Below are 16481 nucleotides of genomic sequence, written 5' to 3'. Positions count from 1 at the left end.
TTTTTTTCTTTTTTCTTTTCTGGTTCCATCTACGTGTTTTATTGGGGTAAGATAGTTGGCTGTGTCTCATGTTCATAATCGACAAATTGTATTGTAATAGGTAGTTTGGGTTTTAGTTAAGATTTGTATTAATAATAAAAAAAGCCAGCTTTTAGCTGGCTTTTTTTATTATTAATACGTACTAATTTTCTTAGAAAATATCTAATGCTTTAGCTTGTTGTAATAAGTCTACCATATTGTCTACGTTTAATTTCTTCATTAAACGAGCCTTGTAAGTACTAATGGTTTTTTCGTTTAAACCAAGACCTAATGCAACATCTTTGTTTCTTTTACCGCTAGCAAGCATTTTTAAAACTTCTATTTCTCTTGTAGATAGTTTTCTAAATAATCTTCTAGGTTTTTGTGTTCCTTCATCAAAGGCTAGCCTTTGTGCTAATTCATTGGTGATAAACATTTTACCGTCACTAATTTTTTCTAATGCAGCTACTATGTAATCTAAATCTGCATTTTTAGATAAGTAACCTTGTGCACCAGCTCTAATAGAGCTAATAGCGTAAACATCTTCAGACTGTCCGCTGTACATAAGTACTTTAACATCTGGATGATTCTTCTTCATTTTTCTTAAACAAGCAATCCCGTTTATTTCCGGGAAATCCATCTCTAACATTAAGATGTCTGGAGTTTCATTTTCCAATTTTTCAAAAAGTTCTGATGAAGTTCTAGCAGTGCCAATAACTTTAAAGCCCGTCTCAACACTCAACATCTGCGTAATGCCCACTTGCACAACAGGGTGACTATCTGCAATAAATACTGTTTTCATTTTTTTTGGTTTTAATTAAATTTAAGCATAATCTGTCTTCCACAACATTAATTCTGACAGAGTATGTAAGGTTAAATTGTATGTTTGTTCAACAAAAATGATACTTTTTTGTTAGAATTTACCATTATTTAACTTTTTTTCGTTTTACAATACATTATCTGCGATGACTGACTATTTTAAGTCATTTGGAATGTCGCAAACTGGTATTGGTTTCATTTTGTGCTGGTTAGCATTGTTTAGTTTTTTGTATAATATAAATACTTCTTGTTCTCTTCCTGTAAAATCATTTTTAGATTTGCCCTTAGCATCTTCAAGCATTGCCCATTCTAGCTCAGGGTATGACGCTCCTATTTGGTCTTCATCTGTTCTGTCATCACCCCATAAACCATCTGTAGGTGCGGCGTTAATAATGTCAGAATTAATACCTGCAAATTTTGCTATATCATAAACCTCACTTTTCATTAAATCTGCAATAGGGCTAAGGTCAACTCCACCATCTCCATACTTGGTGTAAAAACCTACACCAAAGTCTTCAACTTTATTACCGGTGCCTGCAACTAAATAGCCGTGTAATCCTGCAAAATAATATAAAGTAGTCATTCTTAGTCTTGCCCTTGCGTTGGCTAAGGATAAAAATCTTTCTTCTTCATTGGTTACGCTTGGTAGCGTATCTATAAAGCTGTCAAAAACAGGAGTTAAATTTACTTGCTGCCTGTTTACGTTTTTAAAATTACTTTGTAACCAATCTATATGCTTACTAGCTCTAGTAACTTGACTCTCTGCCTGGTGTATTGGCATTTCTAAGCATAGCAGTTCCAATCCTGTCTTAGCACACAAGGTAGATGTTACTGCAGAATCAATTCCGCCAGATATGCCAATTACAAATCCTTTTATATTTGCTTTAGTAGCATAATCTTTTAACCAATTAACAATATAGTCTGTTACTTTTTCTGTTTGCATAGAATTCCTTTATTACGTTGAAAACTGTTAACTTTGTATCCTGTAAAAATAAACGCTAACATTTTAATATTAAAATGTTACTGTAATTACTTTTAAATGAAACAACCATTTTATATCTTTTTACTTGTTTTTTTCCTTTTTTATGGGTGCAAACAAGAATCTAAAGAGGCAAAACAGATAGCCAAAGTAAATGTATCATTAGATATTGCTAGGTTTGATAGGGAAATTGCTGATGCTAAACCAGTAGATATTCCTGTATTAAAAGAAAAATACCCTTACTTATTTCCTGCGCAATACCCGGATAGTTTATGGGTCGCAAAGTTAAGAGATACATTACAAATATCTTTGTTAAAAGAAGTTAATGTGGCTTTTGGTGACTTTAAACAGCAGAAAAATGACCTTGAATTGTTTTACAAACATGTGAAGTATTATTTTCCAAAAGAATCAGAGCCTAAGGTGGTTACAGTAATATCTGATGTGAATTACAATAGTCCTGTTATACTTACAAATGAGCTTTTGTTGCTTGGGTTAGATAATTATTTAGGTAAGGATCATAAGTTTTATCAGGGATTACAAAATTACATAGCAGAGGGTTTAGATAAAAAATTTTTAATTACAGATGTGGCTAATGCATTTGCAAAAAAAGTTGTGCCTTATCCGGCAAACGACAGAACTTTTTTAGCGCAGCTGGTATATTATGGAAAAGAGTTATATGTAAAAGATAAGCTAATACCTTTTGTAGATGATGCAGTAAAAATAAAATATACTCAGCAAGATTTAGATTGGGCTTTTGCTAATGAAGAGCCAATTTGGCGAAATTTTATTGAAAACCAGTATTTATATAGTACAGATAAAAATTTAAATAAGCGTTTTTTAGATCCTGCACCATTTTCTAAGTTTCAGTTGGAGTTAGATAGTGAGTCGCCTGGAAGATTAGGACGTTTTTTAGGATGGCAAATTGTGCGTTCTTTTATGGATAATAATAATGTAACTTTGCAACAAATGCTACAGCTGCCTGCTGAGGAAATATTTAAAAAATCTAATTATAAACCAAAACGATAAATGTCAAAAATACATACATCAGAAATTAAGTTAACTGTTGGTCTGGATGAAAACAGAGTGCCAGAGGCTTTAAATTGGTCTGCAGAAGACGGAGGAATAGAGAATGAAGAGGCAAAAGCAATGCTTTTATCTGTTTGGGATAGTAAAAACCAAGAATCCTTAAAAATAGATTTATGGACTAAAGATATGCCTGTAGATGAAATGAAGGTATTTTTTCATCAAACACTAGTGTCTTTGTCTGATACTTTTTATAAAGCTACACAAGACGAAAAAATGACTGCTACTATGAAAGACTTTTGCGAGTATTTTGCAGATAAGCTAGAGCTTAAAAAATAATTATGCGTTAATTAAATTAAAAAAACTCCCAGAAAAATCTGGGAGTTTTTTTAGTTTTAACCGTAAAAGTAAATTATTCTACTTCAAGAGAAAAAGTTTGATCTACATCTGTTGATCCTCCAGCGTCTGCTAAAGAGCCATCGTTAGGTTTTTTAGGCTCGTGTCTTAAAGTTACGCCTAATGTAGCATTGCCAGCATCTCCTGTAGAAAGGGTAAATGTTATACCTACAGGGTTGCCATCTTCATCCATATCTGTGTAATCTGTACCGCTAATAGAACCAGAAACAGTATAAAAGAATTGGTGCTCATCATCTTCTTCTTCAACTTCTAGTGTAATATCTTCAGCAGGACTTTCAGTTTCGTTAAGTAATGTAATAGTACCGTTGTAGGTTGTGTTAGCTGCTAAGCTTTCAACACTAATTACGGGAGCGTTTGGGCCATCAGCGCCATCATCATCTTTAGATGTTAGAGTAACTGCTGTTCCTCCGCCTTGTGGTGTAAGTTTTACTATTACTGTTGTTATTACTTCTTCTTCATTTTGTTCTTCCGGTGCATCGTCATCATCAGAACAAGAAATTAAAGCAATACTAGAGAATGCAATTAAACTTACTTTTTTAATGTTTTTTAAAATTGTGTTTCTTTTAATCATTTTGTCAATTGTTTTAGTGTTAGTAATTTAATTTTAATCTAAGTGTAAAAGACCTTCCCAAATCGTCTGTAAAATAACGTTGTCTGTTAAGGTAGTCTCTATATTCTGTGTTCAATAAATTGGTTATACCTAAACCAACAGTTAGTGCTTTGCTGTTTTTTAAGTTTAATTTAATTTCTGAATCTAATTTTAATAAATGGTAGGCACTTGGTGGTGTGTTTATATCTAGTTCCACTTCTTGGTCTTGTTGTGGTGAGTATACCATAATATTATCTATGTATTCATTTTGTTTAAATACATATTCACTTTGTAAGCTAATATTAAAGTTGTTCCATTCTTGTTTAGTAAATGTTATCTGGTTTTGTAAACGAGCTGAAGGAATGTTAATTAAAGCTTCATTTTTAGTTTTGTCTTTTCCCTTAACTATAGAAAATTTATGATCTGTTCTCCAATTGTTTGTCCAATTATTAAAGATAGATGCGTCTACGCCAAGTAAACTTGCATTGGTTTGTCTGTATTCCCACACAGGAAATGCACCGCGTAAAGAGAATTCTATTCCTGTTGGCTCTATTAAAATAAAATCTTTAATTAAATTTAAGTAAGGTTCAATCTCGTAACCCCATGTGTATGAGTTTTTTCCTAGGCTTGCAGATATTCTGTGCGATGTTTCACTCTTAATACGTAAATCGCCCAATTCAATTCGTGCAGCCGAATGATGAAGACCATCGCTAAATAATTCAGCTGGATTTGGAGCACGTTGTGCTAAGGAGTAATTAAATCTAAACTGATTTTCATTGCTAAATCTATGTTTTAAGCCTGCAGATGCAGAAAAATTATGGTAGTTAAATTTAGGGTTTACTAAAAGCTGAGTGCCACGATCACTAACAACTATATCGCTATAATCTTCATCATAACCACGTTCTTCCCACCTAGAAGTTATGTAAAACTTTTGAGCATCAATTTTACTGTAATCATACCTAATACCCGCATCTAGAGTAGTAGCATCAGAAAATTTATATTCTGTAGTAGCAAAAACTCCAAAATCTACTTTTTCGTAGTCAGGAATTAAACGACGTACTCCAGTTTCTGGATTAGGAAAATTTTCTTGATATCTACCTAGAATCCCAAAAGAAAATTTTTGCTTTTCAAAAGCATCAATATTTATATCTGCAGCAAGTGTTTGTGTTGTAAGCTTAAGATCTAAAGAGGCTTTTCCTTTGTCGTCACCAACACGTATATCATACTCAAACCTATGGTTTTGTTGTATGTCATATTGTAAGTTTAATTTTCCTAAACCTTCAAATCGCTTGTAATATTTAAGTTTTCCTAAATGATGTTTAACGTGTTGTCTAGGCTCTTTAATGTTATAGGTAAAGTCGCTTATTTTACTTGGTTCATCACTATTAATCGCGGTAATTAAATCGTCTACATTACCTATATGAGATGCACTTAAAATACCAATGTTTGTATCAAAGTAGGAGTAGTGGGTACTCCAGCCACTTTCAAAACCAAGTTTTCCAAAATCTATGCTAGCTCCAAATTGAGAAACTCCTGTGTTAGACAAAATATAATTAGGAGCTTCAGCATCACCCAGTTTTTTGTAAGACGCTTGTCCTTTAATATAAAAACCATTTTCATATGCTTTTGTAAGTTCGGTAGAAATGTTTCCACCTCTTCCGTTAGACACTCCATTTATAAGTGTTTTGCCGTAAATAGTATCTTTTTTAGGTATTCTATTTTGGTCTAGTAAAATAATACCTCCAATAGCATCACCACCATATTTTAATGCGGCAGCACCTTTTACAACTGTAACTTTGTTGGCTGCATTAATATCTATGTTTGGTGCGTGTTCTGCACCCCATTCCATATCTTGCATGCGAGTACCATTATTAAGTATAAGTACTCTACTGCCTCCTAAACCTTGTATTATAGGTTTTACAATATTTGAACCTGTGTTTAAGCTAGATACTCCGTTTATTTGTTTAAGCGCATCACCCAAATTGTTGCTGCCAAAACGTTCTAGCTCCTCTGTTTTTATTGTTTTTTCTTGTGCAGAATTGGTTTCTTTAATGGTAGAGCCCGTAACCTTAACTTCATTTAACTCTTCTAAATGATGTTCTAAGGTTATTTTTTTATGGGTGTTGCCATAAATTTCTACTGTTACAAATCTTGTACTGCATTCTGGGTGAGATATTTCTAACTCTATAATGCCGTTGCATAAATTTTTTAGAGTAAACTTTCCAAACTCATCAGAATATACTTGCTTCTTGTTTCCTCTTACTTGTATAATAGCGTCTGCTAATGGTTCTTTGTCATGAAAGTCTATTACTTCTCCTAAAAGAATATTAGAACAATCTTGGCTAAATACAAAAGACTGACAAACTATAATACATAGTATTGTTAGCGTATAGCGCATAATAATATTTTTGTGTAAATAATTAGGTGCTTTTTTGTTGTATAAAAAAAGCAGTGTTTAGTGTAGGGTTAAACAGCTGGTGGAGGCTTGTTTAAATGCTTAGGTGTAACTGTATTTTTAACCTTAGGCTTTTTGTAATTAGTTACGGTTTTAGCTTTAGTTCCGGTAAAAATATATGGCGTTACAATAGTTGTAAAACTATAGTTTGTAAAGGAAGTATGGTTGTTGGTAAAAATAAAATCACACTGCTCACAATGTACAATGGCAGTGCCATCGTCATCAGCGTGGTAGCTTAGCGTGTGTATGTTTTGAGATCCAAGTAACAGAAACCCAATCATTACTACGCTAAAAACCGATAATGTAATTTCTTTCAGCTTCATACGTTTTGCGAAAATACTTTTTTTAAAATGCAATAAAAATTGTATCTGGTAAAATTAACAAAATATTAATTGTTTTAAAGATAAGTAATGCAAATAAGTTTAGACCAACTTTTAAAAATAGTAATGATTCAAGAAATTATATTTGTTTATAATGCTAAATCCGGTATAGGTAATGCAATGTTAGATAGCGCCCATAAAATATTTAGCCCTTCTACTTATAATTGTAATTTGTGTAATATTACTTTTGGTGTTTTTACAGAGGATAATGTTTGGAAAAAATTTAGAAGTACGAATAATTTGGAACTTCAGTTTTTACACAAAGATGAATTTAAAAAGAAATTTGTTGGTAATGAGTTTGTAAATACTACGTTGCCAGTTATTTTTAAAAAGGAAAAAGGAGAGCTTACACCGCTTATTGCTGCGGACGAACTAAATGATTTAAAAAATTCTGTGGAGCTAATTGCTACTATAAAGGCTAAGTTGTAATTTTTATTTAGCAGCTGTTGCTTTAAAAAATTCTTCGTTAATACCGTCTATAAACTCTAAAACATCTTCTCTGCCCAAGTTATTTGCAGATGATGTTATAAAGTATTGGGGAGCGTCTTCCCAAATACCTTCTAGTAATGCATTAATGTAGTTGTCTGCTTGTTTTTGTATTACCTGTGGCTTTAGTTTATCTGCTTTGGTAAAAATTAAGGCAAACGGTATTTGATTTTCTCCCATCCACTCTAAAAATTCTAAATCAACTTTTTGTGGTTCGTGGCGTATATCAACCAAAACAAAGGCACAAACAAGCTGTACTCTTTCTTTAAAGTAGTCGGTAATGTATTTCTGAAATGTTTTTTTCTCTTTTTTAGAAACACGTGCATAGCCATAACCTGGTAAATCTACTAAAAACCAATTTTCATTAATTTTAAAATGATTTATCAATTGTGTTTTTCCTGGTCTTCCAGATGTTTTTGCTAAACTCTTGCGTTGCATTAACATATTTATTAAGGAAGATTTACCTACGTTAGATCTGCCAATAAAAGCATACTCTGGCAAAGGCTCGCTTGGGCAAGACTTTACGTTAGAGTTACTCATTACAAAGCTGGCAGATTTTATTTTCAAAATATGTATTTTTAGGTTTGGGCTTACAAACTACGTTTTTGTAGCCAGTTTTCTAGTATAGTATTAAACTCATCTGGGTGTTCCATCATTGGAGCGTGCCCGCATTTTTTAATCCAATATAAATCAGAGTCTGGTAATAGTTTATTAAAATCATTGGCTACATCTGGTGGAGTAACGGTGTCATCTTCACCCCAAATAATACAGGTTGGTGTGTGCATATTTGGTAAGTCTTTGGCCATATTATGTCTTATAGCACTTTTGGCAATTGCTAATGTTTTTACCAATTTAATACGGTCGTTTACGGTAGCAAATACTTCGTCTACTATTTCTTTTGTGGCAACCTCAGGGTCATAAAAAACATCTTGTGCTTTTTTCTTTATAAATTCATAATCACCCCTTCTTGGGTAGCCATCTCCCATTGCGCTTTCGTATAAACCAGAGCTGCCTGTTATAACTAATGCCTTTACAGTCTCTGGGTATAATTTAGTGTGTAATAAACCTATATGTCCACCTAAAGAGTTGCCTAGTAAAATAACGTCTTTTAGCCCTTTGTGGGTAATAAATCCTTGTACAAATTTTGCAAAACTTTTTACAGTAGTTTTTAGTAGAGGTTTGTCATATATAGGTAGTTCTGGTACTAAAACTTTGTATCCTTTTGCAGGAAAATGTTCCATAACACCTTGAAAATTACTCAATCCACCCATTAATCCGTGTAAAATAATTAGTGGTGTTCCTTCCCCAATCTCTATATATCTGTATTTACCTTCTGTAATAATCTTTTCTTCCATTAATAGGATAGCTCTTATGCTATTAAGTAGCAAATATAGGCATTTCCATAAAAAGAATCGTCATTCTTTTTTGCAGATAAATTTAGATTTCTACCACCACATTACATCCTGTTTTTTAGGTTGTTAGTCTAAAAGTGATATTTAAAGTGGGGAAACTTATTAACAATGTGGTATTTAGTGGTAAATTGTGGTATTATTTTTTATCTTTGATATCAGTTTTAAAATTCAGCTGATTTTAAATGGTGAACTTCATAGGAACATACGAGTGCAAAGCAGACGTTAAGGGCAGGGTAATGGTACCCTCAGCTCTTAAGAGTCAGATGGCTAGTGTTCTAAATAAAGGTTTTGTTATAAAACGTTCTGTTTTTCAGCCTTGTTTAGAGTTGTATCCTATGGAAGAATGGAATCTTCTAATGGAGAAGATGAACAAGAAAAACCGCTTTAAAAAGAAGAATAACGACTTTATACGTCGTTTTTCTGCAGGGGTTAAAATTGTAGAGTTAGATGCCACAGGGCGTTTATTAATCCCAAAAAATTTAGTAGAAATAGTAAATATTACCAAAGAAGTGGTACTGAGTTCTGCTATTAATATCATTGAAATTTGGGATAAGGATAGTTATGAAAAAGTAATTGAGGAAGACGCAGAGAATTTTGCGGATTTGGCAGAAGAAGTAATGGGAGGTGAAGAAGATGAGTTATCATAATCCAGTTTTATTAAAAGAGTCTGTAGACGGACTTAATATTAAAGAAGACGGCATTTATATAGATGTGACCTTTGGTGGTGGTGGACATTCTAGAGAAATATTAAGTAGGTTAGGAGAAAAAGGTAGGCTTATTGGTTTTGATCAGGATGAAGATGCCCTTGCTAATGCTTTAGAGGATGATAGGTTTTTGTTGATAAACGAAAATTTTAGATATATAAAACAATTTTTAAAATTTCATGGAATACGCAAGGTTGATGGGATTTTGGGTGATTTTGGGGTTTCTTCTCATCAATTTGATAAGGCAGAAAGAGGGTTTTCTACTCGTTTTGAAGCAGATTTGGACATGAGAATGAGTCAGAAAAACACAGTGTCTGCTTTTGATGTAGTTAATAATTATGAGTATGATGATCTAAGAAGGGTGTTGTTTCAGTATGGCGATTTAAGAAATGCTAATGCTATGGCAAATACTATTATAGATTATAGGCAGCAAGGAGAAATAAAAACCACAGACCAATTAAAGCAGGTGTTAAAAAAGTTTTTGCCAGCTTTTAAAGAGCATAAAATTTTGGCTCAAATATACCAGGCAATTCGTATAGAGGTTAACCAAGAAATACAAGTTATTAAAGAGTTTTTAGAGCAAACTAATGATTTGTTGGAAGTTGGTGGCAGGCTAAGTTTAATAAGTTACCATTCTTTAGAAGATAGGTTGGTTAAAAGGTATATAAGAGCTGGTAAGTTTGAGGGTGAGCCAGAAAAAGATTTTTATGGTAATGTAAATGTGCCGTTTAAAAAAATAGGCAGTTTAATAGTGCCGTCTAAGGATGAAATTGCTTTAAATAACAGGGCAAGAAGTGCAAAATTAAGAATTGCAGAGCGTAAGTAATGAGAAAAGGATTGTTAGACATATTGAAAGGAAAGTTTTTAGTGAGTGGTGACGCTCCTAAAAATTGGATGTTTATCCTATTTGCATCTTTTTTAGCTGCTTTAATGATAGCTAGTGCGCATAGTGCAGATGCCAAAGTGCATAAAATTGCGGCTTTAAGTGAAGAGGTAAAAGAGTTGCGCAGCCAGTTTTTAGATGGGCGCTCTAATTTGCAGGAGCTTAAGCTAGAATCTTCAATTGTAGAAGAGGTGAAAAAAAGGGATTTGTACCCGTCAGAGACACCACCAAAAAAAATAAGAGTAATACCAGTTAAGTAGTGGCTACATCAGAAAAAAACATATTAACTCGTTTGTATATAGTTGCAGGTTTTCTGTTTCTGTTTGCTATTGCTGTGGCTGTAAAGCTAGTTAGCATTCAGGTAGTAGATGGTGATAAGTACCGCAAGCTGGCAATGGACCGTACTGAGCGTGTTTTTGTAATTGAGCCAAATAGAGGTAATTTAATTTCTGATGATGGTAGTTTGTTGGCTACATCTGTAAATAAGTATACCATTAGGTTTGATGCTGTAACGGTTCGCAACTCAGATTTTAATGATAACATAAAACCATTGTCCGATGCGTTGGGTAAAATGTTTCAGAAACCATCATCTTATTATCAGCAATTATTAAGAAAAGCAAGGTCTAATAAAAATAGGTATAAACTTATTGCGCGTAATCTAGATTATTCTGACTACATAAAAATTAAAAAATTTCCGCTATTTGAAAAAGGACCTAATAGAGGTGGACTTATTGTTGAGCAAAAAACTGTGCGCGAGCATCCGTTAGGCAAAATAGCAGAACGTAGTGTTGGTTATGAGCGTGTAGACGATGAGGGGCATTATACTAGAGTTGGTTTAGAAGGTGCTTTTGGCGAGTATCTGCGAGGTGAAGAAGGAAGAAGATTAAAGCAGAAAATTGCAAAAGGGCAATGGAAGCCTATTGGCCCAGATAATGATGTGGAGCCAAAAGATGGTTATGATGTTGTTTCTACAATAGATATTAATATACAAGATATAGCTCACCACGCCTTGTTGGGTCAGTTAGAGAAATACAATGCAGATCATGGTTGTGTAATTGTAATGGAAGTTGCTACCGGTGAGGTAAAAGCAATATCTAACCTGGGTCGTACTAAAAACAATACATATTATGAGCGTCTTAACTATGCGGTAGGAGAGTCTTCTGAGCCTGGGTCAACATTTAAGTTAGTGTCTATGGTAGCTGCATTAGAAGATAAAATTATAGACACCAGTACGGTTGTTGATACAGAAAATGGACGTTGGAAAATATACGACAGAACAGTACGCGACTCTAAATGGGGTGGTTACGGTAAAATTTCTTTTGGAAAGGCATTTGAGTATTCTTCAAACACAGCGTTTGCTAAGGTTATACATAATGGGTATAAAAATAATCCAGAAAAATTTGTAGACCGTTTAATGGAAATGAACTTAAACCGAGATTTGGGTTTGCCAATTAAGGGTGAAGGAAAACCTGTTATTAGGTATCCGGGAGATAAAGGTTGGTCTGGTATTTCATTAGCTTGGATGTCTCACGGGTATGAGGTGTCTTTAACGCCACTGCAAACATTAACTTTTTATAATGCTATTGCTAACGGTGGGGAAATGGTAAGGCCAAGGTTAATAAAAGAGGTGAAAGAGTGGAATAAAACTATTTATAAGTTTGATAAAGAGGTTATAAATCCGTCTATATGCTCCAAGGAAACTGTTAAAAAAGTACAGGCTTTATTAAAAAATGTGGTAGAGAGTAAAAAAGGAACGGGGCATAAATTGTATTCGCCTAATTTTTCAATGGCAGGTAAAACAGGTACGGCTCAAAAAAACTATGTGGCTAAAGATCCAAATAAATTACAGTATATATCCTCTTTTGCGGGTTATTTTCCGGCAGATGAACCAAAATATTCTTGTATTGTGGTAGTGCATGACCCAGATAAAAAAGCGGGTTTTTATGGAGCAGATGTTGCTGGGCCTGTATTTAAGTCTGTGGCACATAAAATATATGCTACATCACCAAAAACAGATATAGTTAAAGGTTTGGCGGTTAGTAGTAAAAAGTTAAATGGAGATTATGAAGCTTACTATAAAAGTGTTCAAAAAAAATACAGAACGGTTCCTAATGTAAAAGGAATGAGTGGTATGGATGCTGTATCTCTTTTAGAGAATATGGGTATAAAGGTAGTAGTTAAAGGGAACGGAAAAGTAAAAGCACAATCTGTGGCTCAGGGAACAGCTGTAAACGGAGTGTCTAAAATAACGTTAGAATTATCGTGAAATTATTAAAAGACATATTATACGGTGTAGGTATTGTTGCTGTAAATGGCACTACAGATACTATGGTTAATGCTATATGTTTTGACTCTAGAAAAGTAGGGTTAGATGATGTGTTTGTAGCTGTAAAAGGAACACTTGTAGATGGTCATAGTTATATAGATACCGCTTTAAATGCTGGTGCAAATGCTATAATATGTGAAACTATGCCAGTTAACCTGGTTAATGGTATTACATATGTACAAGTAAAAAATGGTAATGCTGCCTTGGCAATAATGGCTTCTAATTTTTACGGTACGCCGTCTAAAAATTTAAAACTAGTTGGTGTAACTGGCACTAATGGTAAAACCACTATTAGCAGCTTGTTGTATCAATTATTTAAAAAGGCAGGTTATAAAGTAGGTTTGTTGTCAACCATTAAAATAATGATAGATGATAAAGAGGTTAAGGCAACACATACTACTCCAGATGCAATAACCATAAATAAGTCTTTGGCAGAAATGAGTGAAGTCGGAGTTGAGTTTTGTTTTATGGAAGTTAGTTCTCACGGTATTCATCAAAAAAGGATAGAAGGTTTAGTTTTTGAAGGTGCAATTTTCACTAATTTATCTCATGATCATTTAGATTATCACAAAACTTTTGCTGAATATAGAGATACTAAAAAATTGTTGTTTGATGGTTTACCAAAATCAGCTTGGGCATTAACTAATATAGATGATAAAAACGGTGCTGTTATGTTGCAGAATACAAAGGCAAAAAAACAGACATACGCATTAAAAACATACGCAGATTTTAGAGCTCAAATATTAGAAAACCAATTTAGCGGACAATTGCTAAAGATTGATGATAATGAGCTTTGGTCTAAATTAATTGGAGATTTTAACGCCTACAATATGCTTGCAATATATGCAACTGCACAATTGTTAGGATTAGAAAAAATGGAAATTTTACGTCTTTTAAGCGAATTAGAAAACGTAGACGGAAGATTTCAATATTACATTTCTAGTAATAATATTACAGCTATAGTAGATTATGCTCATACTCCGGATGCTTTAAAAAATGTACTGAACACTATCAATGCATTGAGGACAGGAAATGAAGACGTTATCACCGTTGTGGGGTGTGGTGGCGACAGAGACAAGTCAAAACGTCCGGTTATGGGTCATATTGCTTCAGAAATGAGTACAAAAGTTGTTTTTACATCAGATAATCCAAGGACTGAATCTCCTTCAGAAATTTTAAGGGAAGTAGAGGCTGGTGTAGAAGCACAAAATACGCGCAAGGTGTTAACAATAGAAAATAGAGAGCAGGCCATAAAAACGGCTTGTCAGTTAGCACAACCTAAAGATATTATTTTAATAGCAGGTAAAGGTCATGAAACATACCAAGAAACTAATGGTGTGCGCATAGATTTTGACGATTATAAAATTGTAAAACAATTACTAACAAGTTTAGAAAAGTAAAAGCTAGTTATACAACACACAATATATGTTATACTATTTATTTGAGTTTTTAGAAAATGAGTATCAATTGCCTGGAGCAAGTCTGTTTCAGTTTATCACGTTTAGAGCTGCTATGGCAATAATTGTGTCTTTGTTAATAGCTACTGTTTACGGTAAAAAAATTATTCTTTTTCTTCAAAAAAAGCAGATAGGAGAAACGGTTAGGGATTTAGGTTTAGACGGACAAAAACAAAAAGCGGGTACACCAACAATGGGAGGCTTAATTATTATTATGGCTACTTTAATTCCTGTTTTATTGTTTGCTAAGTTAGATAACGTTTACATTTTACTATTAATAGTAACAATGCTTTGGATGGGTGTTATTGGTTTTGTTGATGACTATATAAAAATATTTAAAAAGGATAAAGAAGGGTTAAAAGGAAAATTTAAAATTCTAGGTCAAGTTGTGCTTGGTTTAATAGTAGGTTGTACTCTTTATTTTCATCCTGGCGTAACTATTAAAGAAAATGCAATTGCAGGTATAGCAACTAAAGGATCTGTAGTAGCACCAGTTGCTGTGCCAGAAATTAAATCTATGGCTACCACTGTGCCGTTAGTAAAAAATAATGAGTTAGACTATACCAGTCTTATTTCTTGGATGGGTGATGGCGCAGAAGATTACGCTTGGTTAATATTTATTCCTATTGTAATTTTTATTGTAACTGCTGTGTCTAACGGAGCTAATTTAACAGATGGTATAGATGGTTTAGCTGCTGGTACATCGGCCATTATAGTTTTTACGCTTGGTATTTTTGCTTGGGTATCTGGAAATATAATTTTTTCAGATTATTTAGATATTATGTTTATTCCTAGATCTGGAGAATTGGTAGTTTTTATAGCTGCTTTTGTAGGTGCGCTTATTGGTTTTTTATGGTACAATGCTTATCCGGCAAGTGTTTTTATGGGAGATACTGGTAGTTTAACTATTGGAGGCGTAATTGCGGTTATTGCTATAATTGTTAGGAAAGAGTTAATAATTCCTGTTTTATGCGGAATTTTCTTTGCAGAGTCCATTTCTGTAATGCTACAGGTAGGTTATTTTAAGTACACAAAAAAAATATCTGGTGTGGGTAAGCGTATATTTTTAATGGCGCCACTGCACCATCATTACCAGAAAAAAGGATATCATGAAAGTAAAATAGTAACCCGTTTTTGGGTGGTAAGCATCATTTTAGCAATTGTAACTTTTGTAACCTTAAAAGTAAGATAGGTGAAGAGGTTAGTCATTCTTGGTGGTGGAGAAAGTGGTGTAGGAACAGCACTTTTAGGAATAAAAAAAGGATACAAGGTGTTTGTGTCTGATAAAGGAAAAATTAAAGAAGAATATAAAAAAGTTCTTAAACATTTTGAGATAGACTGGGAAGAAGAACAGCATACAGAATCTAAAATTTTAAATGCAGATTTGGTTATGAAAAGCCCTGGTATACCAGACAAGGTAACTCTTGTGCAAAAATTATTAGCGTTACGTGTTCCTGTAATTTCTGAAATAGAATTTGCAAGCAAATATACAGATGCTACAATAATTGGTATAACGGGTAGTAACGGTAAAACTACCACAACAATGATGGTAAACCATATTTTAAAAGAAGAAGGTTTGCACGTTGGTATGGCTGGTAATATTGGTGATAGCTACGCTAAAATGGTATCAGAAAATAACTTTGACTACTATGTGTTAGAGATTAGTAGTTTTCAATTAGACGGTATTGTAGATTTTAAACCGCACATAGCCATTATAACTAACATTACGCCAGATCATTTAGATAGGTATAATTATGAGTTTGATAACTATATCGCATCAAAATTTAGAATAGCAGAAAACCAAACAGAAGATGACTATTTAATTTATGACGCAGATGATGAAGTGCTTGTAAGTTGGCTAGAGAATCACCCAGTAAAATCAAAATTAATACCCTTTTCAATAAAAAAAGAACTTGAAGAAGGTGCTTGTTTAAAGAATAATAAAATACATATAACGACCCAAAATAATACAATAGAGATGGCAACAGATAACTTAGCTTTAGAAGGTAAACACAATTTAAAAAATACAATGGCAGCTTCGGCAGCTTCTAAATTAGTAAACATAAGAAAAGCTACTATTAGGGCTAGTATAGAAAATTTTCAGGGTGCAGCTCATCGTTTAGAGAGTGTTTTAAAAATTGCTCATGTACATTATGTAAATGACTCTAAAGCAACTAATGTTAATGCAACATATTACGCATTAGAAAGTATGAAATCTGCTACCGTATGGATTGTTGGTGGTGTAGATAAAGGAAATGATTACAAGTCGTTAATGCCGTTAGTTAGAGAAAAAGTAAAAGCTATTATTTGTTTAGGAGTAGATAACTCTAAAATTATTGAAGAGTTTGGTAATGTTGTAGATCTGTTAGTAGAAACTAAAAGTATGAATGAAGCTGTAAAAATGGCTTATAAAATAGGTCAACGTGGAGATACTGTGTTATTATCTCCCGCTTGTGCTAGTTTTGATTTGTTTGAGAATTATGAAGATAGAGGTAATCAATTTAAAGCAGCTGTAAAAAGTTTATAATTAATA

At 33.3% G+C, this 16481-nt stretch carries 17 protein-coding genes; 10 read left to right on the top strand and 7 right to left on the bottom strand.

The features are described from left to right. Positions 1–190 precede the first annotated feature (190 nt). Both BFJ87_RS16330 and nadE read right to left on the bottom strand, forming a co-directional pair. Complete coding sequence (locus tag BFJ87_RS16330; RefSeq protein WP_077407146.1) at positions 191–820, bottom strand: response regulator; 630 nt, start codon at positions 818–820, stop codon at positions 191–193. A 171-nt stretch (positions 821–991) separates the two neighbouring features. Then, entirely contained in the window at positions 992–1780 is a 789-nt protein-coding gene (gene nadE, locus BFJ87_RS16325) for an NAD(+) synthase (RefSeq protein WP_077407143.1), read from the bottom strand. A gap of 96 nt (positions 1781–1876) precedes the next feature. On the opposite strand from nadE, the gene gldB reads away from it, so the two are divergent. Continuing rightward, positions 1877–2842, top strand: coding sequence for a gliding motility lipoprotein GldB (gene gldB, locus BFJ87_RS16320; protein WP_077407140.1), 966 nt, complete (start codon positions 1877–1879; stop codon positions 2840–2842). Next, positions 2843–3178, top strand: coding sequence for a gliding motility protein GldC (gene gldC, locus BFJ87_RS16315; protein WP_077407138.1), 336 nt, complete (start codon positions 2843–2845; stop codon positions 3176–3178). A gap of 73 nt (positions 3179–3251) precedes the next feature. Here gldC and BFJ87_RS16310 read toward each other — a convergent pair whose 3' ends face one another. The 3 genes from BFJ87_RS16310 to BFJ87_RS16300 all read right to left on the bottom strand — a co-directional run bounded on the left by BFJ87_RS16310 (position 3252) and on the right by BFJ87_RS16300 (position 6623). Next, entirely contained in the window at positions 3252–3827 is a 576-nt protein-coding gene (locus BFJ87_RS16310; RefSeq protein ID WP_077407135.1) for a type 1 periplasmic binding fold superfamily protein, read from the bottom strand. Positions 3828–3846: 19 nt separating this feature from the next. Then, positions 3847–6243, bottom strand: a complete 2397-nt coding sequence (locus BFJ87_RS16305; RefSeq protein WP_077407132.1) for a TonB-dependent receptor — start codon at positions 6241–6243, stop codon at positions 3847–3849. A gap of 68 nt (positions 6244–6311) precedes the next feature. Then, on the bottom strand, positions 6312–6623 hold the full coding sequence (locus BFJ87_RS16300; protein ID WP_077407129.1) for a hypothetical protein: 312 nt from the start codon (positions 6621–6623) through the stop codon (positions 6312–6314). Between the two features lie 87 nt (positions 6624–6710). Here BFJ87_RS16300 and BFJ87_RS16295 point away from each other — a divergent pair, with 87 nt between their 5' ends. Continuing rightward, positions 6711–7109: a GTPase gene (locus tag BFJ87_RS16295; protein ID WP_245799651.1), complete on the top strand. Its 399-nt coding sequence runs from the start codon at positions 6711–6713 to the stop codon at positions 7107–7109. A 3-nt stretch (positions 7110–7112) separates the two neighbouring features. Here the strand turns inward: BFJ87_RS16295 and yihA are convergent, their stop codons facing one another. After that, the gene (gene yihA, locus BFJ87_RS16290; RefSeq protein WP_077407126.1) at positions 7113–7733 is read right to left on the bottom strand and encodes a ribosome biogenesis GTP-binding protein YihA/YsxC; all 621 of its coding nucleotides are present in this window, start codon (positions 7731–7733) and stop codon (positions 7113–7115) included. Positions 7734–7756: 23 nt separating this feature from the next. Beyond that, positions 7757–8521, bottom strand: coding sequence for an alpha/beta fold hydrolase (locus tag BFJ87_RS16285; RefSeq protein WP_077407123.1), 765 nt, complete (start codon positions 8519–8521; stop codon positions 7757–7759). Positions 8522–8760: 239 nt separating this feature from the next. On the opposite strand from BFJ87_RS16285, the gene mraZ reads away from it, so the two are divergent. Genes mraZ through murD form a run of 7 tightly spaced genes read left to right on the top strand, consistent with a single transcriptional unit; the run spans position 8761 to position 16475 of the window. Further along, on the top strand, positions 8761–9225 hold the full coding sequence (mraZ, locus tag BFJ87_RS16280) for a division/cell wall cluster transcriptional repressor MraZ (RefSeq protein WP_077407120.1): 465 nt from the start codon (positions 8761–8763) through the stop codon (positions 9223–9225). Beyond that, complete coding sequence (gene rsmH / locus BFJ87_RS16275) at positions 9212–10108, top strand: 16S rRNA (cytosine(1402)-N(4))-methyltransferase RsmH (RefSeq protein WP_077407117.1); 897 nt, start codon at positions 9212–9214, stop codon at positions 10106–10108. The genes mraZ and rsmH overlap by 14 nt, the downstream gene beginning before the upstream one ends. Next, on the top strand, positions 10108–10425 hold the full coding sequence (locus BFJ87_RS16270) for an FtsL-like putative cell division protein (protein WP_013621583.1): 318 nt from the start codon (positions 10108–10110) through the stop codon (positions 10423–10425). Before rsmH ends, BFJ87_RS16270 begins: the two co-directional genes overlap by 1 nt. Then, complete coding sequence (locus BFJ87_RS16265; protein ID WP_077407115.1) at positions 10425–12431, top strand: penicillin-binding protein; 2007 nt, start codon at positions 10425–10427, stop codon at positions 12429–12431. Before BFJ87_RS16270 ends, BFJ87_RS16265 begins: the two co-directional genes overlap by 1 nt. Beyond that, a complete protein-coding gene (locus tag BFJ87_RS16260; protein WP_077407112.1) occupies positions 12428–13891 on the top strand; it encodes a UDP-N-acetylmuramoyl-L-alanyl-D-glutamate--2,6-diaminopimelate ligase in 1464 nt (487 codons plus the stop codon). Before BFJ87_RS16265 ends, BFJ87_RS16260 begins: the two co-directional genes overlap by 4 nt. A 25-nt stretch (positions 13892–13916) precedes the next feature. Then, a complete protein-coding gene (gene mraY / locus BFJ87_RS16255; RefSeq protein WP_077407109.1) occupies positions 13917–15140 on the top strand; it encodes a phospho-N-acetylmuramoyl-pentapeptide-transferase in 1224 nt (407 codons plus the stop codon). Continuing rightward, positions 15141–16475 carry a UDP-N-acetylmuramoyl-L-alanine--D-glutamate ligase gene (gene murD, locus BFJ87_RS16250; protein ID WP_077407106.1) on the top strand — a complete coding sequence of 445 codons (1335 nt, stop codon included), beginning with the start codon at positions 15141–15143 and terminating at the stop codon, positions 16473–16475. The last annotated feature ends 6 nt before the right edge of the window (positions 16476–16481 follow it).

The organism is Cellulophaga omnivescoria, assembly GCF_001999725.1.
Classification (GTDB): Bacteria; Bacteroidota; Bacteroidia; order Flavobacteriales; family Flavobacteriaceae; genus Cellulophaga; species Cellulophaga omnivescoria.
This window is presented reverse-complemented; position numbering and strand designations above follow the sequence as displayed.